Source organism: Chelatococcus sp. CO-6, from assembly GCF_001271345.1.
GTDB classification, from domain to species: domain Bacteria; phylum Pseudomonadota; class Alphaproteobacteria; order Rhizobiales; family Beijerinckiaceae; genus Chelatococcus_A; species Chelatococcus_A caeni.
In genome coordinates this window covers 1,875,141-1,897,474 of sequence record NZ_CP012398.1, presented here as the reverse complement: position 1 = coordinate 1,897,474, position 22,334 = coordinate 1,875,141, and the positions used below count along the sequence as shown (strand labels likewise).

Sequence of the window (22,334 nt, the reverse complement as noted above, 5' to 3'; positions counted from 1 at the left end):
CTTGCTCTATCTGCTCGATGCCAACGTAATGATTACGGCCAACAACTCTTATTATCCCCTCGACCGGGTGCCCGAGTTTTGGGAATGGCTCGTACATATGGGCAATGCCGGCCATCTTAAAATGCCGATCGAAAACCTCGAAGAAATTACCAACGGAACAGACGACTTGGCGGACTGGCTGAAAGCGCCCGAGCACAAGGAAGCAATCTGCTTGGATGAAAGCGTCGACATCACGCTACTGCAGCAGTGCACCGCCCATGGGTACGCGCCAGATCTGAACGACACCGAAGTGGTTAAGCTGGGCAAGGACCCATTTCTGATCGCGTATGCGATGGCTGCACCACAAGCACGTTGCGTTGTGACGACCGAGGTCTCCAAACCCTCACTCATGCGCGCAAATCGCCATGTGCCCGACGTCTGCAACACTCTCGGAATTCAATGGATCAATAGTTTTGGGTTGTTGCGGGCGCTCGATTTCTCAACCGGCTGGAAAACCAAAGTCGCGGTCTAAACAGCGAGCGGACCTAAGGATAGCCGGTGAGGGGCAGAGGGCGCACGTTTCGTCGCAGCGATGCGCCACCCGAAACCCGGCCCGAATTTTCCAGCTTTTCTGCAAAAGAGGGTGGTGGAGCTGAGGGGATTCGAACCCCTGACCTCTGCAGTGCGATTGCAGCGCTCTCCCAACTGAGCTACAGCCCCTAAAGGTCGGCGCGTTTTAGGCCGGCGCGGGGGCGGCTGTCAATTGCTGTTTCGCGTGATCGCGCGGCGAGCGCGACGGGTTGTTCACAGCGGCGGAGAGCGCTAAACGGAAGCTCCCGTCCGTCCTCTCCATCCTCCGGATTTTCAATGCGCGCGATTCTCGATGTTCTCATGGTCGTGCTCGACCTCTACACCTGGCTCGTGATCGCCTCAGCCATCATCAGCTGGCTGGTCGCCTTCAACGTCGTCAACACGCGCAACGACGTGGTGCGGGCGATCTGGAACTTCCTCTACCAGATCACCGAGCCCGCGCTTCGGCCCATCCGCTCCATCCTGCCCAATCTCGGCGGCATCGACGTCTCGCCCATCATCCTGCTGCTCATCATCTTCTTCCTGCAGCGGGTGATCGTGCTCTACGTCTACCCGGCGGTCATCTAAAGCCCGGCCGGCGTGGGGCAGGCATGAGCGGCGCCGTCACGCGCACGGGCGAGGGGCTGACGCTCACGGTGCGCCTGACGCCGCGCGGCGGGCGCGATGCGATCGAGGGCGTCGAGCAGCTGGCGGACGGGCGCGCCGTCATCAAGGTCCGCGTCCGGGCCGTGCCGGAGGACGGGGCGGCCAATGCGGCGCTCACCCGGCTGCTCGCCAAGAGCCTCGGCGTCGCCGCCTCGGCCGTCACGCTCGTCTCCGGGCACACCGCACGCATCAAGATCCTGACCGTCGCCGGCGACGCCGCTATGCTGGAAGCGCGGCTCGCGGCACTCATCAAGCACGAGGACCGGCCATGACGACGCTCCCGACGTCCCGAATCATCGACGGCAAGGCCTTCGCCGAGGGCCTGCGCCGGCGCGTGGCGGAAGCCGCGGCCGACTTCCTCGCCAGGTCCGGCCGCGCGCCTGGCCTTGCCGTCGTGCTCGTCGGCGAGGATCCGGCGAGCAGCGTCTATGTGCGCAACAAGGCGCAGCAGACGGTGGAGGCCGGCATGGCCTCCTTCGAGCACCGCCTGCCGGCGGAGACGGGCGAGGCCGAGCTCCTCGCCCTCGTCGCGCGGCTCAACGCGGACGATGCGGTCGACGGCATCCTCGTACAGCTGCCGCTGCCGGCGCATATCGACGCGCAGAAGGTGATCGAGGCGATCGAGCCGGCGAAGGACGTCGACGGCTTCCACCCGGAGAATGCCGGGCGCCTGATGACCGGCCTTCCCGCGCTCGTGCCCTGCACGCCGCTCGGCTGCCTGATGCTCATCAAGTCCATCGAGCCGGCGCTCGCCGGGCTCGAGGCGGTCGTCGTCGGGCGCTCCAACATCGTCGGCAAGCCGATGGCGCAGCTGCTCCTCGCCGAGAGCTGCACGGTCACCGTCGCCCATTCCAAGACGCGCGACCTGCCGGCCGTGTGCCGCCGCGCCGACATCCTCGTCGCGGCCGTCGGCCGGCCGCAGATGGTGCGCGGCGACTGGGTGAAGCCCGGCGCCATCGTCATCGACGTCGGCATCAACCGCATCCCGGCGCCCGAGCGCGGCGAGGGCAAGACGCGGCTCGTCGGCGACGTGGCCTATGACGAGGCGGTGCAGCATGCCGGCGCCATCACCCCCGTGCCGGGCGGCGTCGGGCCAATGACCATCGCCTGCCTCCTGCGCAACACGCTCGCGGCGGCGGTCGCCCGCACCGGCGTCGTGGTGGACGTGCCGTCGGCCTGAACGCCTCCGCCCAAGGTCGCAATGGCGCAGTGCAGCATGTAGGCTAGTCTCTCGCGAAACAGCGAGGGAGGAGCCGATGGACACAGCATTGCCGATGAAGACCAGCGCCGGCCGGTTCTTCGAGGATTTCCGCCTCGGCGAGGTGATCCGCCACGCGACGCCGCGCACGGTGACGGCGGGCGATGCCGCGCTCTATTCGGCGCTCTACGGCACGCGCTTCGCCGTGCAGTCCTCGGACGTCCTCGCCGCGCAGATCGGCTACGAGCGCAGCCCCCTCGACGATCTCCTCGTCTTCCATGTCGTCTTCGGCAAGACCGTGCCGGACATCTCCCTCAATGCGGTCGCCAACCTCGGCTATGCGGAAGGCCGCTTCCTGAAGCCCGTCTATCCCGGCGAGACGCTGTCGGCCGTCTCCGAGGTCATCGGGCTCAAGGAAAATTCCAACGGCAAGACCGGCGTCGTCTACGTGCGCACGCGCGGGCTGCGCTCCGACGGGGCCGAGGTGCTCGAATATGTGCGCTGGGTGATGGTGAAGAAGCGCGACGAGGCGGCGTCCGTCGCGGACCAGCACGTGCCGCAGCTCGCGGACAGCGTCGAGCCCTCGCACCTCGGCATCGGCTGCCCGCCCATCGACGTCGAGGCCTATGACTTCGGCCTTGCCGGCAGCCCCTGGCGCTGGGGCGACTTCCGCATCGGCGAGCGCATCGACCATGTGGACGGCATGACGGTGGAGGAGGCCGAGCACCAGCTCGCGACCCGGCTCTACCAGAACACCGCCCGGGTGCATTTCGACCAGCACGCCGCCACCGGCTCGCGCTTCGGCCGGCGGCTGATCTACGGCGGCCACGTGATCTCGCTGGCACGGGCGCTGTCCTTCAACGGCCTCGGCAATGCCTTTCACATCGCCGCCATCAACGGCGGGCGCCATGTGGCGCCGCTCTTTGCCGGCGACACCGTCTATTGCTGGAGCGAGGTGCTCGACACCGCCGAGCTCGAGGGCCGCAGCGACATGGGCGCCCTGAGGCTGCGCACCATCGCGGCGAAGAATGCGCCGTGCACCGGTTTTCCGGGCCGAAACGGCTCTGAATACGACCCCGCCGTCGTGCTCGATTTCGACTATTGGGCGCTTCTGCCGCGATAAGGCGGCGCAAGGAAGCGGTTACAAAGCTGGAAAAATGTCACCGCCTTTGGCGGCATGCTGCATTGCGGTTGCCGCCCACATTCGTTACGAAGCCGATAGCTTCGAGCAACTCCAGACTGCAAGCGGGGAGGCCCCACATGGCCGAGGCGAAAGCGCCCGGGACGAGACCGGAAGACATCCGCCCCCTCTCGCCGCACCTCCAGATCTACCGCTGGACGTGGACGATGGCGATGTCGGTAGTCCATCGCGTCACCGGCTCGGCCCTCTATGTGGGCACCCTCCTCCTGGTCGCCTGGCTGCTGGCGCTGGCGAGCGGGCCTGAGGCCTTCGAGACCGCGCAGTGGTTCTTCGGCTCCTTCCTCGGCCGGCTGATCCTCTTCGGCTACACCTGGACGCTGCTGCACCACATGTTCGGCGGCATCCGCCACCTCATCTGGGACGTGGGCCTCGGCTTCGATGCCGCCGCCCGCCAGAACCTCGCCCGCATGACCCTCATCGCCTCGGCCACGCTCACGCTCCTCGTGTGGGTGGTCGGCTACGCGGTCTCGTGAGGAGGCATTTCATGTCATCGACGAAGCACTCGCTGCGCACGCCGCTTGGCCGCGTCCGCGGGCTCGGCTCGGCCAGATCCGGCACCGGGCATTTCTGGCACCAGCGCCTCACGGCGATCTCCAACGCATTGCTGGCGGTGGCCTTCATCGCCATCGTGATCCGCGCGGCGGGCAGCGGCTACGCGGAGGCGATCGCCCTCGTGCGCAGCCCGCTCGTGGCGCTCCTCCTGCTCCTCTTCATCCTCTCGGCGACCTATCACATGCGCATCGGCATGCAGGTCATCATCGAGGACTACGTTCACGGCGGCGCCAAGGTCGCTGCCGTGATCGCCAACACCTTCTTCGCCCTGCTCGTGGCAGCCGCCGCGGTCTTCGCGGTTCTCAAGATCTCCTTCGGCGGGATGTAAGTTCATGGCCAAGGCACCCAGCAACGGAACCACCCCCGGCACCGAGACGAGCGCCCCGGCGCGCCGCAGCACGAGGGCCAAGGCCGCCGCGTCGACCACTGCCGCACCGACCGCCGCCGCACCGGAGGTCGCCGGCACCGCCGTCGAGGCGCCGCCCAAGGCCGTGCGCACGCCGCGCGCGCGGGCGGCGCAGGGCGATGGCGCCGGCCGGGGCAGCATCCTGCGCATTCCCCGCCCGGCCTATACCGGCCAGGCCTATCCGATCACCGACCACACCTTCGACGTGGTGGTCGTCGGCGCCGGCGGCGCCGGGCTGCGTGCCACCGTCGGCTGCGCCCAGGCGGGCCTCAAGACGGCCTGCGTCACCAAGGTCTTCCCCACGCGCTCGCACACCGTGGCGGCCCAGGGCGGCGTCGCCGCCTCGCTCGCCAACATGGGGCCGGACGACTGGCGCTGGCACATGTACGACACCGTGAAGGGGTCGGACTGGCTCGGCGACCAGGATTCCATCGAATATCTGGTGCGCAACGCGCCCGCCGCCGTCTACGAGCTCGAGCACTGGGGCGTGCCCTTCTCCCGCACCGTCGACGGGCGCATCTACCAGCGGCCCTTCGGCGGCATGACGACCGACTTCGGCAAGGGCCCGCCGGCCCAGCGCACCTGCGCCGCCGCCGACCGCACCGGCCATGCCATCCTGCACACGCTCTACGGCCAGGCACTGCGGAACAACACCGAGTTCTTCATCGAATATTTCGCCATCGACCTCATCATGGACGACGAGGGCCGCTGCCGCGGCGTGGTGGCGCTGAAGATGGACGACGGCACCATCCACCGCTTCCGCGCCCATCTCGTCATCCTGGCGACGGGCGGCTACGGCCGCGCCTATTTCTCGGCCACCTCCGCCCACACCTGCACGGGCGACGGCAACGCCATGGTGCTGCGCGCCGGCCTGCCGCTGCAGGACATGGAATTCGTGCAGTTCCACCCCACCGGCATCTACGGCGCCGGCTGCCTCATCACCGAGGGGGCGCGCGGCGAGGGCGGCTATCTCACCAATTCCGAGGGCGAGCGCTTCATGGAGCGCTATGCCCCGTCGGTGAAGGACCTTGCGCCGCGCGACATGGTCTCGCGCTCCATGACCATGGAGATCCGCGAAGGCCGGGGCGTGGGCAAGAACAAGGACCACATCTTCCTGCACCTCGACCACCTCGACCCGGCGGTGCTGCACGAGCGCCTGCCCGGCATCTCGGAGAGCGCCAAGATCTTCGCCGGCGTCGACGTGACGAAGGAGCCGATCCCGGTGCTGCCGACGGTGCACTACAACATGGGCGGCATCCCGACGAACTTCCACGGCGAGGTGGTGACCAAGGCGGGCGACAACCCCGACCATGTCGTGCCGGGGCTGATGGCCATCGGCGAGGCGGCCTGCGTGTCGGTGCACGGGGCGAACCGCCTCGGCTCCAACTCGCTGATCGACCTCGTGGTCTTCGGCCGCGCGGCGGGCCTGCGCGCCGCCGAGATCGTCAAGCCGGGCGAATCGCACGCCGACCTGCCGAAGAACTCGGCCGACCTGTCGCTGTCGCGGCTCGACCGCTTCCGCAATGCGAGCGGCGGAACCCCGACCGCCGAGCTGCGCCTCCAGATGCAGCGCACGATGCAGTCGAACTGCGCCGTCTTCCGCACCGGCGAGGTGCTGGAAGAGGGGCAGAAGCTCATCCGCGAGGTCTGGCACGGCGCGGAGGACGTGCGCGTCACCGACCGCTCGCTCGTCTGGAACTCGGACCTCATCGAGACGCTCGAGTTCGACAACCTCATCACCCAGGCCGTCGTGACGATGGACGGCGCGGCCAACCGCAAGGAAAGCCGCGGCGCCCATGCACGCGAGGACTATTCCGAGCGCGACGACGTCAACTGGATGAAGCACACCCTGGCCTGGGTCGACGACACGGCCAAGACCGTCACCATCGACTACCGCCCGGTGCACAACTACACGATGTCGAACGACATCGAGTACATCGAGCCGAAGGCGCGCGTCTACTGAGGCCGCGCGCGACAGATCCCATCCGGCCCGTGGCGCAGGCCACGGGACGCCGGCAGGTTCGAGGACAGAGACAAGATGGCCAAGTTCTCCCTCCCCAAGAATTCGCAGATCAAGGAAGGCAAGGCCTGGCCGAAGCCGGACGGGGCGGCGAACACGACCGCCTTCCGCATCTATCGCTGGAACCCGGATGACGGACAGAACCCGCGCGTCGACACCTATCACGTCGACCGCGACGACTGCGGCCCGATGGTTCTCGATGCGCTCATCTACATCAAGAACAACATCGACCCGACGCTGACCTTCCGCCGCTCCTGCCGCGAGGGCATCTGCGGCTCCTGCGCCATGAACATCGACGGCGCCAACACGCTCGCCTGCACCAAGGGCATCGACGAATGCACGTCGAAGGGCGACGTCCGCATCTATCCGCTGCCGCACATGCCGGTGGTCAAGGACCTGGTGCCCGACCTCACGCGCTTCTACGCTCAGCACGCCTCGATCGAGCCGTGGCTGAAGACGACGACGCCGGAGCCGGAGAAGGAGTGGCGCCAGAGCCGCGAGGACCGCGAGAAGCTCGACGGCCTCTACGAGTGCATCCTGTGCGCGTGCTGCTCCACCTCCTGCCCGAGCTACTGGTGGAACGGCGACCGCTATCTGGGCCCGGCCGTGCTGCTGCAAGCCTATCGCTGGCTCATCGACAGCCGCGACGAGGCTACCGGCGACCGCCTCGACGATCTCGAGGATCCGTTCCGGCTCTACCGCTGCCACACGATCATGAACTGCGCCAACGTGTGCCCGAAGGGCCTCAATCCGGCGAAGGCCATCGCCGAGATCAAGCAGATGATGGTCACGCGCCAGCTCTGACGGCGCGCCGGACGGCCCCGGGCCGGGTGTGACACGCGCGCCACGCTGGGTGCGCGGCGGCCCTTCCCGCGGCGCTCGCATCAGTCAATTCGCCCGCCCGGGCTTGCCCGATCAGGCCGTTTACGGCATGACGAAAGCGGTGGCTTGCGCGCCTGCGCTGCCTTTCAAGGCAGGCGCGCCGAAAGAAGAGCGGGAGCGGGACAGCATGAGACCGACGATGCACGATGCGACGACCGAAACGGCCCGGCGTGGCGCGAGCGCCATGCGCATCGCCCGGCGTCTGGCCGCCCTCGCGCCGCTCCTGATCGTCGCCGCCTGCGCGTCGGACCGCTTTTCCGGCTCGCCGAGCCCTGGTCCCGGGGCGGGCTATCGCAGCACCGGCGCGGCGGCCGCGGCCGGGTCGGACTTCGAGCCGATGCCGCCCTCCGGCTCCGCCGAGGTGATTGCAAGCCCGCTGCCACCGGCGCCTGGCACGGCGGCCGCGCCCGACGGCTCCATCGTCGCGCCCGGCACGCTCGGCCCGGACGGCACCCTCACCGGCACCGGCGGCACGCCCGGGCCGGTCGCGGGCCTGGGCAGCCAGCCGACGAGCGCGCCGCCCGCGCCGACGCGCAGCACCGTGACCGGGGGCTGGACGGCACGCGAAGCCGCCGGCGGCTCCTGCCGCATCACGCTGTCGAGCGCCCCGGCGCTCGATCTCTACAAGGCCTCCACCTCCGGCTGCGGCGGTCGCGACCTGCAGAGCGTCAACGCCTGGGACCTGCGCGACGGCGAGGTCTATCTCTATTCGCGCGGCAGCGTCGTCGCCCGCCTCAAGGGCGGCGGCAGCTCGTTCAACGGGGTGCTCGCCAAGTCCGGCGCGCCGCTCACCCTGTCCCGCTGAAGGCAGCATCGGCTGACGAAAAAGGGCGCCGCGGCGCCCTTTTTCAGTTTGGAGCCTGCGACGGAGCCATGAAGCGTCGCTGGTAGTCGAGCGCGCTCATGGCAAGGCCGTGCGCATCGTCGATCATCTCTTCGGCGAGGGAGAAGGGCGTCGGTCCAAGGCCCTTGATCGTGCCGATGAGATCCCCGCGCTCGAAGACGATCTCGGCCGAGAAGCGCCGCGCCAGCGCGCGCATGGCGCCGTTCTCGCTCATGCAGTTGACGACGAGCGCCGCAGCGCCGCGGTTGCGGGCGCTGACGATGAGGCGGGCAAAGAGCGCGCTGCCGATGCCGCGCCGGCGCCAGCCGCGCTCGACGCTGAAGGCGGCCTCGGCCCGCCGCTCGCCGCTGATCTCGAAGGGCTGCAGCTCGGCCGCGCCGCGCACGACGCCGTCCTCGACGAAGCCAAAGACGAGCCCCCGCGAGGCGAGGCAGCGGTCGGCATAGCCGGCGAGATAGGCATCGGTCACCGCGCCGATAAAGCGGCTGTGGCGGCTGGCCGGATCGAGGCGCAGCAGATGGGCGCGGAACGCGGGCAAATCGGCCGCGAACAGCTTGCGAATGGTGCCGGAAGGCCCGGAGGATGTGTCCATCGTCGTTCTCTCGGTGGTCGATATTGCTTCGACCCCCGAGGGCGCGGTTTCCCTAGACCCGGCACATATTGTGCAATGCAACATGAAATTCAAGCGCCAGGATGCCGCCCCGGTCTGGCGCGGCCTGCCGGTTTGCGTTCAACTGGCGCGCGAGATCGGCATGCGAAAGAGGCACAGGGCGCGACGATGAGCGACTATATCCTCCACTGTTTCGGCCAGTCCGGGAACGCCTATAAGGTCGCCCTGATGCTGAACCTGTGCGGCTGCGACTGGCAGCCGCGCTTCGTCGACTTCTTCAACGGCGAGACGCGCGGCGCGGCCTTTCGTGACAGCTGCAACGAGATGGGCGAGGTGCCGGTGCTGGAGCACGGCGGACAGCGGCTCACCCAGAGCGGCGCGATCCTCACTCATCTCGCCGAACGGCACGGGCGCTTCGGCGGGCATGATGCCGAGGAGCGCTACGACATCCTGCGCTGGATCCTCTTCGACAATCACAAGTTCACCAGCTATTTCGCCACGCTGCGCTTCATGGTCGGCCTCAAGAAGATGGGCGAGAGCCCGGTGACGGAGTTCCTGCGGGCACGCGCGCTCGCCGCCTTCGACATCGTCGAGAAGCACCTCGCCAAGCGCTCCTTCATGGTCGGCGACACGCCGACCATCGCCGACATCTCCATGGTCGGATATCTCTATTATCCCGAGGAAACCGGCATCGACCGGTCCGCCTTCCCCAATATCGAGGCCTGGACGCGGCGCATCGCCGCCCTGCCCGGCTGGGCCCACCCCTACGATCTCATGCCGCGGGAGCCGGGCTGATCAGCGGCCGGCGCGACAGCGCGGCGATTGTGCGGCGGCATGCGAGACGCTAAATCCCCTCCCGTGACCATCGAGCCCCGCCTTGCCCGGCAGACCGCCGCCAGCGTGCGCGCACGCTACGACGCCCTCGTCAGCGAGGGCGTGATCGAGCGTGACCCGGCGCAGGAACACCTCGTGGCGCGGCTCGACGACCTCGCGCAGCGGCTCGGCGAGCGGCGCCTCGCGCGCAAGGCGAGCCCGCTCGGCTGGCTGTTCGGCAAGCGCAACGAGAAGGCCGAGCCGCTCAAGGGCCTCTACATCTGGGGCTCGGTCGGCCGCGGCAAGACCATGCTGATGGACCTCTTCTTCGAGGTCGCGCCGCCCGAGCGCAAGCGCCGTGCCCATTTCCACGCCTTCATGGCCGATGTGCACGAGCGCATCTTCGCCCACCGCCAGAAGGTCAAGGACGGCCGCGAGAAGGACGGCGACCCCATCCCGCATGTGGCGGACGCGCTGGCGGCCGAGGCCTGGCTCCTGTGCTTCGACGAGTTCACCGTCACGGACATCGCCGATGCGATGATCCTCGGCCGGCTGTTCACGGCCCTCTTCGCGCGCGGCGTCACCGTGGTCGCCACGTCGAACGTGGAGCCGGACCGCCTCTACGAGAACGGGCTCAACCGGGCGCTGTTCCTGCCGTTCATCGACCTGCTGACGCACCGGGTCGAGGTGCTGCGCCTCGATTCCCGCACCGACTTCCGTCTCGAGAAGCTCGCCGGCAGCCCGGTCTATCACGTGCCGGCGGATGCGGCGGCCGAGGCGGCGCTGGACGAAGCGTTCTTCCGCCTCACCGGCCGGCACGAGGGCAAGCCGGCGGCCGTCCACGTCAAGGGCCGCACGGTGCCGGTGCCGAGCGCCAGCGACGGCGTGGCGCGCTTTTCGTTCGCCGAGCTCTGCGAGCGCCCGCTCGGCGCCTCGGACTACCTCGCCCTCGCCGAGCGCTACCACTGCATCATTCTCGCCGGCATCCCGGTGATGGACCTTGCCCAACGCAACGCGGCCAAGCGCTTCATCACGCTCATCGACACGCTCTACGAGAAGCACGTGAAGCTCATCGCCTCCGCCGAAGCGGAGCCGCACGCGCTCTACCGCGCCGACCAGGGCCGCGAGGTCTTCGAGTTCGACCGCACGGTGTCGCGGCTCATCGAGATGCGGTCCGAAGACTATCTCGCCCTGCCGCACGGCCAGGGCGATTCCCGCGCCTCGGGCGACACGACGGGCCTCGTCGAGACATGAGCGCCCCGCGCCGGGCAGCCCGCACGACGCCGCAGACGGCGGACGTGCGGCTGCTCGACATCGCGGCCGAGCATGTGCGCCGCCTCGGGGCGACGCGCGTCACGGTCGTCGGCGTCGCCCAGGAAGCGGGCATGACGCATGCCAATGTCTACCGCTACTTCCCCTCCAAGCGCGACCTGCTCGACGCCGTCGTGCAGGCGGCCCTGCGCCCGGTCGAGACCTTCCTCGCCGACGTCGCGAGCGCGCCGGACCCGGCGGACGACAAGCTGGAGCGGCTCATCCTCGCGCTCGCGCGCGACTATCGCGACCTCGCCGAGAACGACCCGCCGATCTTCGACCTCTTCGTCGCCGCCGCCGAGGCGAACCGCGGCGTCGCCCGGCGCCACCGCGGCCGGGTGCGCATGTTCGTCGGCCGCGTGGTCGACGAGGGGCTGGCGACCGGCGCCTTCAACCCGAAGGACCGCGAGCAGGCGCTGACCTTCCTCACCGACATCCTCTTCCGCTTCACCCACCCGACGGCGGTCAAGCTCGATACGGAGCGCCCGCGCGACATGCTGGAGGAGCGGCTGGCGACGATCATGCGCGTCGCGCTCCGGGCTCTCAAAGCCGGCTACGTATGAGCGCGCTCCGACGCGCCGGCGAGCCCCGGCGGGGAGCCGGGCCTCCTTCGAGTTACAATATCTGAAAACTGTAACAAAAAGACTCGGCGGGCGGCAGGCCCGGGCCATGGGCCGCTGGAAATCGCCAAGCCCTTGCACCATCTTTCTTTTCGCCGCCGGGGCCAGTGGGTGCGAACGGCCCTGGCGGCAAAGGCCATCACCGCGGCGGGTTTTGCACGTCTTGAAGCAGAACCCCGTTTGAGTCAAAGAAACCGCGGTTTTCCGGGATGCGTCCCCTCCTCGAACTGAAGGACGGTTTCTCACATGGCCCGTAAGAAGATCGCGCTGATCGGCGCCGGCCAGATCGGCGGCACCCTCGCCCATCTCGTCGGCTTGAAGGAGCTCGGCGACGTCGTGCTCTTCGACATCGCCGAAGGCATTCCGCAGGGCAAAGGCCTCGACCTCGCCGAGTCCTCCCCGGTGGACGGCTTCGACGCCGCCTACAAGGGCACCCAGTCCTATGCGGATATCGAGGGCGCGGACGTCATCATCGTCACCGCCGGCGTGCCGCGCAAGCCGGGCATGAGCCGCGACGACCTGCTCGGCATCAACCTCAAGGTGATGGAATCGGTCGGCCAGGGCATCAAGCAATATGCCCCGGATGCCTTCGTCATCTGCATCACCAACCCGCTCGACGCCATGGTGTGGGCGCTGCAGAAGGCCTCCGGCCTGCCGAAGAACAAGATCGTCGGCATGGCCGGCGTGCTCGACTCGGCCCGCTTCCGCTACTTCCTCGCCGAGGAGTTCAAGGTCTCGGTGGAGGATGTCACCGCCTTCGTGCTCGGCGGCCACGGCGACGACATGGTGCCGCTGGTGCGCTACTCGACGGTCGCCGGCATCCCGCTGCCGGACCTCGTCAAGATGGGCTGGACCAGCCAGGACAAGCTCGACGCCATCGTCGAGCGCACCCGCAAGGGCGGCGGCGAGATCGTCAACCTCCTGAAGACCGGCTCGGCCTTCTACGCCCCGGCGGCCTCGGCCATCGCCATGGCCGAGAGCTACCTCAAGGACAAGAAGCGCGTGCTGCCCTGCGCCGCCCACCTCGACGGTGAGTACGGCGTCAAGGACATGTTCGTCGGCGTGCCGATCGTCATCGGCGCCGGCGGCGTGGAGCGCGTGGTCGAGATCGCCATGAACGACGCCGAGAAGGCGATGTTCGAGAAGTCGGTCGCGTCCGTGCAGGGCCTCGTCGAGGCCTGCAAGGGCATCAACCCGGCCTTCGCGGGCTGACCCGTCAATCCGATGGCCGGCTCGCCCGGCCATCGCCGTTTCCAGCGCCGCGCCATGAGCGCGCGGGTGCCCCCAAGCGGGCATGACGCGGAGGAATCGCATGAACATTCACGAGTACCAGGCCAAGGCCGTCCTGAAGGAATTCGGCGCCCCGGTCTCGGCCGGCAAGGCCGTCTTCTCCGTCGACGAGGCGGAAGCCGCGGCGAAAGAGCTCGGCGGGCCGCTGTGGGTCGTCAAGAGCCAGATCCACGCCGGCGGGCGCGGCAAGGGCAAGTTCAAGGAGCCCGAGGCGGGCGAGAAGGGCGGCGTGCGCCTCGCCAAGTCGGTGGAGGAGGTGAAGACCTTCGTCGGCCAGATGCTCGGCAACACGCTCGTGACCGTTCAGACCGGCCCGGCCGGCAAGCAGGTCAACCGCATCTACATCGAGGACGGCTCGGACATCGAGCGCGAGTTCTACCTCTCCGCCCTCGTCGACCGCGCCACGAGCCGCGTCGCCTTCGTCGTTTCGACGGAGGGCGGCATGGACATCGAGGAGGTCGCGCACAGCACTCCTGAGAAGATCCTCACCTTCTCGATCGACCCCGCGACCGGCGTGATGCCGCACCACGGCCGCACGGTCGCCAGGGCGCTCGGCCTTTCCGGCGACCTCGCCAAGCAGGCCGGCAGCCTCGTCGAGAAGCTCTACGCCGCCTTCGTCGCCAAGGACATGGCGATGCTCGAGATCAACCCGCTGATCGTCACCAAGGACGGCCAGCTGAAGTGCCTCGACGCCAAGGTGTCCTTCGATTCCAACGCCCTCTACCGGCACCCGGACGTCGTCGCCCTGCGCGACGTGACCGAGGAGGACGAGAAGGAGATCGAGGCGTCCAAGCACGACCTCGCCTACATCGCCCTCGACGGCACCATCGGCTGCATGGTCAACGGCGCCGGCCTCGCCATGGCGACGATGGACATCATCAAGCTCTACGGCGAGGAGCCGGCGAACTTCCTCGACGTCGGCGGCGGCGCATCCAAGGAGAAGGTCACCGCGGCCTTCAAGATCATCACCGCCGACCCGAACGTGCAGGGCATCCTCGTCAACATCTTCGGCGGCATCATGAAGTGCGACGTCATCGCCGAGGGCGTGATCGCCGCGGTGAAGGAGGTCGGCCTCAAGGTGCCGCTCGTCGTGCGCCTCGAGGGCACCAATGTCGAGCTCGGCAAGAAGATCCTGAACGAATCCGGTCTCAACGTCATTTCCGCCGACGACCTCGACGACGCGGCGCAGAAGATCGTCAAGGCCGTGAAGGGAGCCTGATCGATGTCCATCCTCATCGACAAGAACACCAAGGTCATCTGCCAGGGCTTCACCGGCAAGAACGGCACCTTCCACTCCGAACAGGCCATCGCCTACGGCACCAAGATGGTCGGCGGCACCTCGCCGGGCAAAGGCGGCTCGACGCATCTCGGCCTGCCCGTGTTCGACACGGTGGCCGAGGCGCGCGAGAAGACGGGCGCCGACGCCTCCGTCATCTACGTGCCGCCGGCGGGTGCGGCCGACGCCATCTGCGAGGCGATCGCGGCCGAGATCCCGCTCATCGTCTGCATCACCGAGGGCATCCCGGTGCTCGACATGGTGAAGGTCAAGCGCGCCCTCTCCGGCTCGCAGTCGCGCCTCATCGGGCCGAACTGCCCGGGCGTGGTAACGGCGGGCGAATCGAAGATCGGCATCATGCCGGGCAACATCTTCCGCCCCGGCAACGTCGGCATCGTCTCGCGCTCCGGCACGCTGACCTATGAGGCCGTGTTCCAGACGACGCAGGAAGGCCTCGGCCAGACCTCGGCCGTGGGCATCGGCGGCGACCCGGTGAAGGGCACCGAGTTCATCGAGGTGCTCGACCTGTTCCTCTCCGATCCCAAGACCGAGTCGATCATCATGATCGGCGAGATCGGCGGCTCGGCCGAGGAGGAGGCCGCCGAGTTCCTCAAGGCCGAGGCGAAGAAGGGCCGCAAGAAGCCGATGGTGGGCTTCATCGCGGGCCGCACCGCCCCGCCCGGCCGCCGCATGGGCCATGCCGGCGCCATCATCTCCGGCGGCAAGGGCGGCGCCGAGGACAAGATCGCGGCGATGGAGGCGGCGGGCATCCGCGTGTCGCCCTCCCCGGCGCGGCTCGGCAAGACCCTCGTCGAGGTCCTCAAGGGCTGACGAAGCGGCGATGCGTGGGCGACGGCAACCTTTTGCTCACGCATCGTTCATAAGGTTCGACTTGATTTCGCCACTCTCGGACCGCTCTTGGGCGGTCCTCCCACCATCCGCAGCCCAACCGGAGGCTGCGGATCCGGGGCCGGGCAACCGGCCCTGACATCCGTCGAGGATCCTCCTCGAAGGTTCCGGCAGGACCAGGACCAATGGCACGCCAGGACGCCAACGATCTCTTCGCCCAAACCTCGTTCCTCTACGGCGGCAATGCCGCCTACATCGAGGAGCTGTACGCCCGCTACCAGCAGAACCCGACCTCGGTCGATGCCGAGTGGCAGACGTTCTTCGCAGGCCTCAAGGACGATGCCGCGCTGATCACGAAGAACGCGCGGGGAGCATCCTGGAAGAAGCCGCATTGGCCCGTGCCGCTCAACGGCGAGCTCGTCTCGGCGCTCGACGGCAACTGGGCGCCGGTCGACAAGGCCGTCGGCGACAAGATCAAGGCCAAGGCGCAGAAGGCCGGCGTCGAGCTGTCCGAGGCGCAGGTGCTGCAGGCGACGCGCGATTCCGTGCGCGCCCTCATGATGATCCGCGCCTACCGCATGCGCGGCCACCTGCACGCCGACCTCGACCCGCTGGCCATCGAGCCGCGCAAGGACCACGAGGAGCTGCATCCGGCGACCTACGGCTTCACGGAAGCCGACTACGACCGGCCGATCTTCATCGACAACGTGCTCGGCCTCGAGTTCGCGACCATCAACCAGATGCTCTCGATCCTGCGCCGCACCTACTGCCAGACGCTCGGCGTCGAGTTCATGCACATCTCGGACCCGACCGAGAAGGCGTGGATCCAGGAGCGCATCGAGGGGCCGGACAAGGAGATCGCCTTCACCGACCGCGGCAAGCGGGCGATCCTCAACAAGCTCATCGAGGCCGAGGGCTTCGAGAAGTTCCTCGACATCAAGTACACCGGCACCAAGCGCTTCGGCCTCGACGGCAGCGAGGCGATCATCCCGGCGCTGGAGCAGATCATCAAGCGCGGCGGCGCGCTCGGCGTCGAGGACATCGTCTTCGGCATGGCCCACCGCGGCCGCCTCAACGTGCTCGCCCAGGTGATGGGCAAGCCGCACCGCGCCATCTTCCACGAGTTCAAGGGCGGCTCGTTCGCCCCGGACGACGTGGAAGGCTCGGGTGACGTGAAGTACCACCTCGGCGCCTCGGCCGACCGCGAGTTCGACGGCAACAAGGTGCACCTGTCGCTCACCGCCAACCCCTCGCATCTCGAGATCGTCGATCCCGTCGTGCTCGGCAAGGTGCGCGCCAAGCAGGACCAGCTCGGCGACACGGTCGAGCGCTCCAAGGTGCTGCCGCTCCTCATCCACGGCGATGCGGCCTTCGCCGGCCAGGGCGTGGTGGCCGAGTGCCTCGGCCTCTCCGGCCTCAAGGGCCACCGCACCGGCGGCTCGCTGCACTTCATCATCAACAACCAGATCGGCTTCACGACGAACCCGCGCTACTCGCGCTCCTCGCCCTATCCGTCCGACGTGGCGAAGATGGTCGAGGCGCCGGTCTTCCACGTCAACGGCGACGACCCGGAGGCGGTGACCTTCGCCGCCAAGATCGCGACGGAGTTCCGGCAGAAGTTCCACAAGCCGGTCGTCATCGACATGTTCTGCTACCGTCGCTTCGGCCATAACGAGGGCGACGAGCCGGCTTTCACCCAGCCGCTGATGTACAAGAAGATCCGCCAGCATCCCTCGACGCTGGAGATCTACGCCAAGAAGCTCGTCGACGAGAAGGTCGTCACCCAGGCCGAGGTCGACGAGGCGCGCGAGCAGTGGCGTGCCAAGCTCGACACCGAGTTCGAGGCGGCCCAGGCCTACAAGCCCAACAAGGCCGACTGGCTGGACGGGCGCTGGTCCGGCCTCAAGGCCGTGCGCGAGGATGCGGACGATCCGCGCCGCGGCGCCTCGGGCGTGGCCGTCGACACGCTGAAGACGATCGGCGAGCGCATCTGCGACGTGCCGGACGGCTTCAACGTGCATCGCACGATCAAGCGCTTCCTCGACAACCGCCGCAAGATGATCGAGACCGGAGAGGGCATCGACTGGGCAACCGGCGAGGCGCTCGCCTTCGGCTCGCTCGTGCTCGAAGGCCACCCCGTGCGCCTGTCCGGCCAGGACAGCGAACGCGGCACCTTCAGCCAGCGTCATTCCGTGCTCGTCGACCAGGAGAACGAGGACCGCTACACGCCCCTCAACAACATCCGCGACGGCCAGGCGCGCTACGAGGTCATCAACTCGATGCTCTCGGAAGAGGCCGTGCTCGGCTTCGAATACGGCTACACCCTGTCGGAGCCCAATGCGCTGACGCTGTGGGAGGCGCAGTTCGGCGACTTCGCCAACGGCGCGCAGGTGGTCGTCGACCAGTTCATCTCCTCCGGCGAGCGCAAGTGGCTGCGCATGTCGGGCCTCGTGCTCCTGCTGCCGCACGGCTACGAGGGCCAGGGTCCGGAGCACTCCTCCGCCCGCCTCGAGCGCTACCTGCAGATGTGCGCCGAGGACAACATGCAGGTCGCCAACTGCACGACGCCGGCGAACTACTTCCACATCCTGCGCCGGCAGCTCAAGCGCGACTTCCGCAAGCCACTCGTCCTGATGACGCCGAAGTCGCTGCTGCGCCACAAGCGCTGCGTGTCGAGCCTCGCGGAGCTCGGCGAGGGCACCACCTTCCACCGCATCCTCAAGGACGACGCCGAGCGGCTGTCGGGCGAGGCGATCAAGCTCGTCAAGGACGACAAGATCCGCCGCGTCGTGCTGTGCTCGGGCAAGGTCTACTACGACCTCTACGAGGAGCGCGAGAAGCGCGGCATCGACGACGTCTACCTGCTCCGGGCCGAGCAGCTCTACCCGTTCCCGGCCAAGTCGCTGGCCACCGAGCTGCAGCGCTTCCCGCGCGCCGAGGTGGTCTGGTGCCAGGAAGAGCCGAAGAACATGGGCGCCTGGACCTTCGTCGAGCCCTATCTCGAGTGGGTGCTCGACCATGCCGGCTCCAAGGTGAAGCGTCCGCGCTACGTCGGCCGGGCGGCCTCCGCCGCCACCGCCACGGGCCTGATGTCGAAGCACCTCGCCCAGCTGCAGGCCTTCCTCGACGAGGCCTTCGCCGCGTAACGCCGGGGCGGCGGCACGGCCGCCCCCCGCCCTTTCAACCCGGCCGCGTGGCCTAGAGACGAAAACGAAGATCATGGCGACCGAAATCCGCGTGCCCACCCTGGGCGAATCCGTCACCGAGGCCACCATCGGCCGCTGGTTCAAGAAGCCCGGCGAAGCCGTGAAGGCCGACGAGCCGCTCGTCGAGCTCGAGACCGACAAGGTCACGCTCGAGGTCAATGCCCCCTCCGCCGGCGTCCTCGCCGAAGTGGCGGTGAACGAGGGCGACACGGTGGAGGTCGGCGCTCTCCTCGGCTCCATCACCGAGGGTGCGGGCGGCGCGGTCGCCAAGGCGGCCGAGAAGCCCGCCGAGAAGAAGGAAGAGGCGCCCAAGGCGGAAGCCCCCAAGGCCGCGGCCGCAGCGCCCGGCGCCGCCGACGACCACGGCCCGGCCGTGCGCCGCATCGCCGAGGAGACGGGCGTCTCCCCCGCCGCCGTCGGCGGCACCGGCAAGGACGGTCGCGTGACCAAGGGCGACATGCTGGCCGCCGTCGCCTCGGGCGTCTCCGCCCCGCAGGCGCCGTCCGCCCCGGTGCAGGTCCGCGCCCCCTCGGCGCCGGACGATGCCTCGCGCGAGGAGCGCGTGCGCATGACCAAGCTGCGCCAGACCATCGCCCGCCGCCTCAAGGACGCCCAGCAGACCGCCGCCATGCTGACGACGTTCAACGACGTCGACATGTCGGGCGTGATGGCGCTGCGCAGCCAGTACAAGGACGCCTTCGAGAAGAAGCACGGCGTCAAGCTCGGCTTCATGGGCTTCTTCGTGAAGGCCTGCGTGCAGGCGCTGAAGGAGCTGCCGGCCGTCAATGCCGAGATCGACGGCACCGACATCATCTACAAGAACTACTATCACGTCGGCGTCGCCGTCGGCACCGAGAAGGGCCTCGTCGTGCCGGTGGTGCGCGATGCCGACGCGCTCTCGGTCGCCGGCATCGAGAAGACGATCGGCGACTTCGGCAAGCGCGCCCGCGACGGCCAGCTGAAGATCGAGGAGATGCAGGGCGGCACCTTCACCATCTCCAACGGCGGCGTCTACGGCTCGCTGCTCTCGACGCCGATCCTCAACGCGCCGCAGTCGGCCATCCTCGGCATGCACCGCATCGAGGAGCGCCCGGTCGCCCGCAACGGCCAGGTCGTCATCCGCCCGATGATGTATCTCGCGCTCTCCTACGACCACCGCATCATCGACGGCAAGGAAGCCGTCACCTTCCTGGTGCGCGTGAAGGAGAACCTCGAGGACCCGGCGCGTCTCGTGCTCGACCTCTGATCCCTCCCCGCCCGGCATTCCGCCGGATTCTCTCTCGCTCGATCGGGACGCATCGATGGCCGGGGTGACCCGGCCATGACGTCTCACACGGAGCCCGCCCCATGTCCTACGACACGATCGTCATCGGCACCGGCCCCGGCGGCTATGTCTGTGCCATCCGCGCCGCCCAGCTCGGCCAGAAGGTTGCCGTGGTGGAGAAGCGCAAGACGCACGGCGGCACCTGCCTCAACGTCGGCTGCATCCCCTCCAAGGCGCTGCTGCACGCTTCGCACCGTTTCGAGGAAGCCGGGCACGCCTTCGCCGGGATGGGCATCTCCGTCGCCGCGCCGAAGCTCGACCTCAAGCAGATGCTCGCCTTCAAGCAGGAGGGCATCGACGGCAACACCAAGGGTGTCGAGTTCCTGCTGAAGAAGAACAAGATCGACGCCTTCAACGGCACGGGCCGCATCCTCGCCCCCGGCAAGGTGGAGGTGAAGGCCGAGGACGGCACGGTCCAGACGCTGGAGACGAAGAACATCGTCATCGCCACCGGCTCGGACGTCGCCCAGCTGCCGGGCGTGACCATCGACGAGAAGGTCGTCGTCTCGTCCACGGGCGCGCTGGAGCTTTCCAAGGTGCCGGGCAAGCTCGTCGTCGTCGGTGCCGGCGTCATCGGCCTCGAGCTCGGCTCTGTGTGGCGGCGCCTCGGCGCCGAGGTCACGGTGGTCGAGTTCCTCGACCGCATCCTGCCCGGCATGGACGGCGAGGTGGCGAAGAACTTCCAGCGCATGCTGGCCAAGCAGGGCTTCGCCTTCAAGCTCGGCAGCAAGGTGACGAAGGTCGAGACTGGCGCCGGTGGGGCGAAGGTGACGATTGAACCCGCCGCCGGCGGCGCGGCCGAGGTGATCGAGGCCGACATCGTGCTCGTCGCCATCGGCCGCGTGCCCTACACCAAGGGCCTGGGGCTCGACGACGTCGGCATCGAGACCGACAAGCGCGGCCGCATCATCGTCGATGCGCATCTCCAGACCAAGGTGCCGGGCATCTACGCCATCGGCGACGTCATCGCCGGTCCCATGCTCGCCCACAAGGCCGAGGATGAGGGCGTGGCGGTGGCCGAGATCATCGCCGGCAAGGCGGGCCACGTGAACTACGACGTCATCCCGGGCGTGGTCTACACGTTCCCGGAAGTCGCCGCCGTCGGCAAGACGGAGGAGGAGCTGAAGGAGGCCGGCATCGCCTATTCCGTCGGCAAGTTTCCCTTCACCGCCAACGGCCGCGCCAAGGTGAACCAGGAGACCGACGGCTTCGTGAAGGTGCTCGCCGACGCGACCACCGACAAGGTGCTCGGCGTGCACATCGTCGGCGCCGAGGCCGGCGAGATGATCCACGAGGCGGCCGTGCTGATGGAGTTCGGCGGCTCGTCCGAGGATCTCGCCCGCACCTGCCACGCCCACCCCACCCGCTCGGAAGCGGTGAAGGAGGCGGCGATGGCCGTGGAGAAGCGCGCCATTCACATGTGAGCGCGGCGCCCGGTCGGGACGGCGGCTTTCCGCTCCCGCCCGACCGTCCGCTGTTCATGCGTGAGAGCGGAGGAGCCGGCCCTCGCCACCGTCATGGCCGGGCTTGTCCCGGCCATCCACGCCCAGACGTTGCACATCGTGACAGGGCGTGAATGCCCGCGACGAGCGCGGGCATGACGGCCGGAGATGGCGCCTCAACAGGCCAGCAGAACTGCGCCGAAGCGCATGGCGCCGAGCGACAAGGGGACCCGGAGCGTCACTCCGAGCCCTCTCGTTGCCGGGCCTCACGGTTGCAAAGCCTCACGCCCGCGGGTGCGCCGCGTCGTAGGCGGCGAGCAGCCGGGTGGCGTCGACCTTGGTGTAGATCTGCGTCGTCGACAGCGAGGCGTGGCCGAGCAGTTCCTGGATGGCGCGCAGGTCGCCACCGCGGCCGAGCAGGTGGCTGGCGAAGGAATGGCGCAGGGCGTGCGGCGTCGCGCTCGCCGGCAGGCCGAGGGCGCCGCGCAGGCGCTCCATGGCGAGCTGGATGATGCGCGGCGACAGCGGGCCGCCGCGGGCACCGACGAAGAGCGGTCCGTCCGCCTTGAGCTGGTAGGGGCAGGCGGCGACATAGTCCGCCACCGCCCGCGCCACCTGCGGCAGCACCGGCACCTCGCGCATCTTGCCGCCCTTGCCGGTGACGATGAGGCTGCCCGCCGCGAGCGCCTTGACGTCCGTCCCCTTGAGGCCGAGCGCCTCGGAGATGCGCAGGCCGCAGCCGTAGAGCAGGGTCATCACGGCCGCGTCACGTGCGAGGATCCAGCCCTCGCGCGCCTCGCCGGCGCGGCTGTCGGCATCCGCCACGGCGCGCGCGGCCTCGGCCGTCAGTGGGCGGGGCAGGCCTTTCGACACCTTCGGCGCGCGCATGGCGACGAAGGCGGATGCCGTGCCGAGGCCGGCGCGTTCCAGATGCCGGGCGAAGGAGCGCAGCGCCGCGAGCTGGCGCATCAGCGAGCGCCCGGTGACACCGGCCGCGCGGCGGGCGGCGAGGAAGGCGCGCAGGTCCATCGGCTTCAGCCGCGCGATGGCGTCGAGCGTCGGCGGTCCGCCGAAATGATCGGTGAGGAAGGTGAAGAACTGGCGCGCGTCGCGGCCATAGGCTTCCAGCGTCTTCGGCGACAGGCGCCGCTCGCCGGCAAGATGGGCGAGCCACGACTGGCAGGCGCGGAAGGTGTCGTCGGGCAGGTCGATCATGGACGAAGCATCCACCGGCTGCCCTAACGGCGCGTGAACAGGCGGGCGAATCGGTGTTAT

The 22,334-nt window shown here is 68.5% G+C and carries 22 protein-coding genes and 1 tRNA gene; 20 read left to right on the top strand and 3 right to left on the bottom strand.

The features are described from left to right. Position 1 precedes the first annotated feature (1 nt). Complete coding sequence (locus tag AL346_RS08925) at positions 2 to 511, top strand: DUF4411 family protein (RefSeq protein ID WP_026015621.1); 510 nt, start codon at positions 2 to 4, stop codon at positions 509 to 511. Between the two features lie 112 nt (positions 512 to 623). Here the strand turns inward: AL346_RS08925 and AL346_RS08920 are convergent. Then, a tRNA-Ala gene (locus AL346_RS08920) sits at positions 624 to 699 on the bottom strand. Between the two features lie 147 nt (positions 700 to 846). Here AL346_RS08920 and AL346_RS08915 point away from each other — a divergent pair. The 9 genes from AL346_RS08915 to AL346_RS08875 all read left to right on the top strand — a co-directional run bounded on the left by AL346_RS08915 (position 847) and on the right by AL346_RS08875 (position 8,279). After that, a complete protein-coding gene (locus tag AL346_RS08915; protein ID WP_019404936.1) occupies positions 847 to 1,137 on the top strand; it encodes a YggT family protein in 291 nt (96 codons plus the stop codon). Positions 1,138 to 1,160: 23 nt separating this feature from the next. Next, complete coding sequence (locus tag AL346_RS08910) at positions 1,161 to 1,487, top strand: DUF167 family protein (RefSeq protein ID WP_019404937.1); 327 nt, start codon at positions 1,161 to 1,163, stop codon at positions 1,485 to 1,487. After that, entirely contained in the window at positions 1,484 to 2,395 is a 912-nt protein-coding gene (gene folD / locus AL346_RS08905) for a bifunctional methylenetetrahydrofolate dehydrogenase/methenyltetrahydrofolate cyclohydrolase FolD (RefSeq protein WP_019404938.1), read from the top strand. The genes AL346_RS08910 and folD overlap by 4 nt, the downstream gene beginning before the upstream one ends. A gap of 94 nt (positions 2,396 to 2,489) precedes the next feature. Further along, complete coding sequence (locus AL346_RS08900; RefSeq protein WP_053193543.1) at positions 2,490 to 3,536, top strand: MaoC family dehydratase; 1,047 nt, start codon at positions 2,490 to 2,492, stop codon at positions 3,534 to 3,536. A 137-nt stretch (positions 3,537 to 3,673) separates the two neighbouring features. Then, positions 3,674 to 4,087, top strand: coding sequence for a succinate dehydrogenase, cytochrome b556 subunit (sdhC, locus tag AL346_RS08895; RefSeq protein ID WP_019404940.1), 414 nt, complete (start codon positions 3,674 to 3,676; stop codon positions 4,085 to 4,087). A gap of 11 nt (positions 4,088 to 4,098) precedes the next feature. Then, positions 4,099 to 4,494, top strand: coding sequence for a succinate dehydrogenase, hydrophobic membrane anchor protein (gene sdhD / locus AL346_RS08890; RefSeq protein WP_019404941.1), 396 nt, complete (start codon positions 4,099 to 4,101; stop codon positions 4,492 to 4,494). Between the two features lie 4 nt (positions 4,495 to 4,498). Then, on the top strand, positions 4,499 to 6,535 hold the full coding sequence (gene sdhA, locus AL346_RS08885) for a succinate dehydrogenase flavoprotein subunit (RefSeq protein WP_019404942.1): 2,037 nt from the start codon (positions 4,499 to 4,501) through the stop codon (positions 6,533 to 6,535). Positions 6,536 to 6,610: 75 nt separating this feature from the next. After that, positions 6,611 to 7,396 (top strand): succinate dehydrogenase iron-sulfur subunit, encoded by a 786-nt coding sequence (locus tag AL346_RS08880; RefSeq protein WP_019404943.1) that lies wholly within the window; start codon positions 6,611 to 6,613, stop codon positions 7,394 to 7,396. A gap of 205 nt (positions 7,397 to 7,601) precedes the next feature. Next, a complete protein-coding gene (locus AL346_RS08875; RefSeq protein ID WP_245303229.1) occupies positions 7,602 to 8,279 on the top strand; it encodes an AprI/Inh family metalloprotease inhibitor in 678 nt (225 codons plus the stop codon). Between the two features lie 43 nt (positions 8,280 to 8,322). Here the strand turns inward: AL346_RS08875 and AL346_RS08870 are convergent, their stop codons facing one another. Further along, entirely contained in the window at positions 8,323 to 8,910 is a 588-nt protein-coding gene (locus AL346_RS08870; RefSeq protein WP_019402722.1) for a GNAT family N-acetyltransferase, read from the bottom strand. On the opposite strand from AL346_RS08870, the gene AL346_RS25345 reads away from it, so the two are divergent. The 10 genes from AL346_RS25345 (at position 8,903) to lpdA (ending at position 21,041) form a co-directional block, all read left to right on the top strand. Further along, positions 8,903 to 9,100 (top strand): hypothetical protein, encoded by a 198-nt coding sequence (locus AL346_RS25345; RefSeq protein WP_157672253.1) that lies wholly within the window; start codon positions 8,903 to 8,905, stop codon positions 9,098 to 9,100. The genes AL346_RS08870 and AL346_RS25345 overlap by 8 nt on opposite strands. After that, a complete protein-coding gene (locus AL346_RS08865; RefSeq protein WP_019402723.1) occupies positions 9,097 to 9,723 on the top strand; it encodes a glutathione S-transferase family protein in 627 nt (208 codons plus the stop codon). The genes AL346_RS25345 and AL346_RS08865 overlap by 4 nt, the downstream gene beginning before the upstream one ends. A 39-nt stretch (positions 9,724 to 9,762) precedes the next feature. Continuing rightward, the gene (zapE, locus tag AL346_RS08860) at positions 9,763 to 10,995 is read left to right on the top strand and encodes a cell division protein ZapE (protein WP_050996645.1); all 1,233 of its coding nucleotides are present in this window, start codon (positions 9,763 to 9,765) and stop codon (positions 10,993 to 10,995) included. Continuing rightward, positions 10,992 to 11,615 carry a TetR/AcrR family transcriptional regulator gene (locus tag AL346_RS08855; RefSeq protein WP_019402725.1) on the top strand — a complete coding sequence of 208 codons (624 nt, stop codon included), beginning with the start codon at positions 10,992 to 10,994 and terminating at the stop codon, positions 11,613 to 11,615. Before zapE ends, AL346_RS08855 begins: the two co-directional genes overlap by 4 nt. Positions 11,616 to 11,918: 303 nt before the next feature. Further along, positions 11,919 to 12,884 carry a malate dehydrogenase gene (gene mdh, locus AL346_RS08850; RefSeq protein WP_019402726.1) on the top strand — a complete coding sequence of 322 codons (966 nt, stop codon included), beginning with the start codon at positions 11,919 to 11,921 and terminating at the stop codon, positions 12,882 to 12,884. Between the two features lie 100 nt (positions 12,885 to 12,984). Continuing rightward, positions 12,985 to 14,181 carry an ADP-forming succinate--CoA ligase subunit beta gene (gene sucC / locus AL346_RS08845; protein ID WP_019402727.1) on the top strand — a complete coding sequence of 399 codons (1,197 nt, stop codon included), beginning with the start codon at positions 12,985 to 12,987 and terminating at the stop codon, positions 14,179 to 14,181. A gap of 3 nt (positions 14,182 to 14,184) precedes the next feature. Next, on the top strand, positions 14,185 to 15,069 hold the full coding sequence (gene sucD / locus AL346_RS08840; protein ID WP_053193536.1) for a succinate--CoA ligase subunit alpha: 885 nt from the start codon (positions 14,185 to 14,187) through the stop codon (positions 15,067 to 15,069). Positions 15,070 to 15,272: 203 nt separating this feature from the next. After that, positions 15,273 to 18,233, top strand: coding sequence for a 2-oxoglutarate dehydrogenase E1 component (locus tag AL346_RS08835; RefSeq protein ID WP_019402729.1), 2,961 nt, complete (start codon positions 15,273 to 15,275; stop codon positions 18,231 to 18,233). A 73-nt stretch (positions 18,234 to 18,306) separates the two neighbouring features. Next, positions 18,307 to 19,539, top strand: coding sequence for a 2-oxoglutarate dehydrogenase complex dihydrolipoyllysine-residue succinyltransferase (gene odhB / locus AL346_RS08830; RefSeq protein WP_019402730.1), 1,233 nt, complete (start codon positions 18,307 to 18,309; stop codon positions 19,537 to 19,539). A 101-nt stretch (positions 19,540 to 19,640) separates the two neighbouring features. After that, positions 19,641 to 21,041 (top strand): dihydrolipoyl dehydrogenase, encoded by a 1,401-nt coding sequence (lpdA, locus tag AL346_RS08825; RefSeq protein ID WP_019402731.1) that lies wholly within the window; start codon positions 19,641 to 19,643, stop codon positions 21,039 to 21,041. A 300-nt stretch (positions 21,042 to 21,341) separates the two neighbouring features. Here the strand turns inward: lpdA and AL346_RS08820 are convergent, their stop codons facing one another. Continuing rightward, positions 21,342 to 22,274 (bottom strand): tyrosine recombinase XerC, encoded by a 933-nt coding sequence (locus AL346_RS08820; protein ID WP_019402732.1) that lies wholly within the window; start codon positions 22,272 to 22,274, stop codon positions 21,342 to 21,344. Positions 22,275 to 22,334: the final 60 nt, after the last annotated feature.

What these genes read in the sequence shown, in the direction of transcription:
- AL346_RS08915 (WP_019404936.1), top strand. Translation starts at nt 847, where the DNA reads ATGCGCGCGATTCTCGATGTTCTCATGGTCGTGCTCGACCTCTACACC.
- AL346_RS08910 (WP_019404937.1), top strand. Translation starts at nt 1,161, where the DNA reads ATGAGCGGCGCCGTCACGCGCACGGGCGAGGGGCTGACGCTCACGGTG.
- folD (WP_019404938.1), top strand. Translation starts at nt 1,484, where the DNA reads ATGACGACGCTCCCGACGTCCCGAATCATCGACGGCAAGGCCTTCGCC.
- AL346_RS08900 (WP_053193543.1), top strand. Translation starts at nt 2,490, where the DNA reads ATGAAGACCAGCGCCGGCCGGTTCTTCGAGGATTTCCGCCTCGGCGAG.
- sdhC (WP_019404940.1), top strand. Translation starts at nt 3,674, where the DNA reads ATGGCCGAGGCGAAAGCGCCCGGGACGAGACCGGAAGACATCCGCCCC.
- sdhD (WP_019404941.1), top strand. Translation starts at nt 4,099, where the DNA reads ATGTCATCGACGAAGCACTCGCTGCGCACGCCGCTTGGCCGCGTCCGC.
- sdhA (WP_019404942.1), top strand. Translation starts at nt 4,499, where the DNA reads ATGGCCAAGGCACCCAGCAACGGAACCACCCCCGGCACCGAGACGAGC.
- AL346_RS08880 (WP_019404943.1), top strand. Translation starts at nt 6,611, where the DNA reads ATGGCCAAGTTCTCCCTCCCCAAGAATTCGCAGATCAAGGAAGGCAAG.
- AL346_RS08875 (WP_245303229.1), top strand. Translation starts at nt 7,602, where the DNA reads ATGAGACCGACGATGCACGATGCGACGACCGAAACGGCCCGGCGTGGC.
- AL346_RS08870 (WP_019402722.1), bottom strand. Translation starts at nt 8,910, where the DNA reads ATGGACACATCCTCCGGGCCTTCCGGCACCATTCGCAAGCTGTTCGCG.
- AL346_RS08865 (WP_019402723.1), top strand. Translation starts at nt 9,097, where the DNA reads ATGAGCGACTATATCCTCCACTGTTTCGGCCAGTCCGGGAACGCCTAT.
- zapE (WP_050996645.1), top strand. Translation starts at nt 9,763, where the DNA reads ATGCGAGACGCTAAATCCCCTCCCGTGACCATCGAGCCCCGCCTTGCC.
- AL346_RS08855 (WP_019402725.1), top strand. Translation starts at nt 10,992, where the DNA reads ATGAGCGCCCCGCGCCGGGCAGCCCGCACGACGCCGCAGACGGCGGAC.
- mdh (WP_019402726.1), top strand. Translation starts at nt 11,919, where the DNA reads ATGGCCCGTAAGAAGATCGCGCTGATCGGCGCCGGCCAGATCGGCGGC.
- sucC (WP_019402727.1), top strand. Translation starts at nt 12,985, where the DNA reads ATGAACATTCACGAGTACCAGGCCAAGGCCGTCCTGAAGGAATTCGGC.
- sucD (WP_053193536.1), top strand. Translation starts at nt 14,185, where the DNA reads ATGTCCATCCTCATCGACAAGAACACCAAGGTCATCTGCCAGGGCTTC.
- AL346_RS08835 (WP_019402729.1), top strand. Translation starts at nt 15,273, where the DNA reads ATGGCACGCCAGGACGCCAACGATCTCTTCGCCCAAACCTCGTTCCTC.
- odhB (WP_019402730.1), top strand. Translation starts at nt 18,307, where the DNA reads ATGGCGACCGAAATCCGCGTGCCCACCCTGGGCGAATCCGTCACCGAG.
- lpdA (WP_019402731.1), top strand. Translation starts at nt 19,641, where the DNA reads ATGTCCTACGACACGATCGTCATCGGCACCGGCCCCGGCGGCTATGTC.
- AL346_RS08820 (WP_019402732.1), bottom strand. Translation starts at nt 22,274, where the DNA reads ATGATCGACCTGCCCGACGACACCTTCCGCGCCTGCCAGTCGTGGCTC.